Origin of the sequence: Micromonospora sp. NPDC001898 (assembly GCF_042891255.1) — a bacterium.
GTDB lineage: Bacteria > Actinomycetota > Actinomycetes > Mycobacteriales > Micromonosporaceae > Micromonospora.
The window spans coordinates 1-1,037 of sequence record NZ_JBIATC010000055.1 but is presented as its reverse complement, the minus strand read 5'-3'; the positions used below and the strand labels follow the sequence as shown (position 1 = coordinate 1,037).

The 1,037-nt window shown below is 64.1% G+C and carries 1 pseudogene; it reads right to left on the bottom strand.

Features of this window, described 5'->3' with window-relative positions:
* Nucleotide 1: 1 nt before the first annotated feature.
* Nucleotides 2–1,037, bottom strand: a pseudogene (locus tag ACFYZF_RS30655) (hypothetical protein); the annotation flags it as partial.

Genomic DNA, 1,037 nt, shown 5'->3' with positions numbered 1-1,037 from the left:
GTCAGGCGAAGCAGTTGGGGATGTGGCCGGTGCAGTTGGTGGGGTCGTTGTCGATGACGATGGATTCGTCGTCGAGGCGGACTTTGCCGTCGTTGTTGACGATGCCGCCGGCGATGTCGTAGGGCTTGTTGGTGTCGGTGGCGGTGTTTTTGGTGATTTTGGTGTTGATGATGTTGACGTGGCCGCGGTTGTTGAAGATGCCGCCGCCGTTGCCGGCGGTGTTGCCCTTGACCTCGCTGTTGCGGAGGGTGAGGGTTGCGCGGTTGTCTTTGTTGGGGCCGGGTTTGAGGTCGGGGTCGCCGTTGAAGATGCCGCCGCCGCGGCGGCCGGCGGTGTTGCCGCGGATGGCGCTGTCGTCGATGGTGGCGCTGCCGCGGTCTTTGTTGTCGTCGTTGTCGTGTTCGGTGGTGGTCTTGGGCTTGTTGGTGGTGCTGGTGTTGAAGATGCCGCCGCCGTCTTGGCTGGCTTTGTTGTTGTCGATGGTGACGTGGCGGAGGTGGAGGTTGGTGTCGGTGGCGTAGATGCCGCCGCCGCTGTGGCAGGCGGTGTTGTCCTTGATGTCGGTGGAGGTGATGTCGAGGAAGCCGTTGGCGGTGTAGATGCCGCCGCCGTTGTGGTCGGCGGTGTTTCTGTTGATGGTGCTCTTGGTGATTTCGACGGTGCCGGTGGCGGTGGTGCCGATGGTGAGTTTGGGTTCGTAGGTGTTGCCGTTGGCGATGCCGCCGCCGTTTTCGCCGGCGGTGTTGTTGGTGATGTGGGATTCCTTGATCTTGAGGATGCCGGCGTTGAAGATGCCGCCGCCGTTGCCCTTGGCGTGGTTGTTTTCCACGGTGGTGCGGTCGAGGTAGACGCGGCCGAAGTTGGCGATGGCGCCGCCGTTGCGGCTGGCGTTGTTGTTGAACAGGTTGCTGTCTTCGAGGAAGGCGCTGCCTCCGGGCTTGACGAGGATTGCGCCGCCGTCGGCGCCGTCGTCGTAGGTGCCGGGCGAACCCTCACCCGACCCACCGGGCGCGACCGGCACCACCGGCACCACCGGC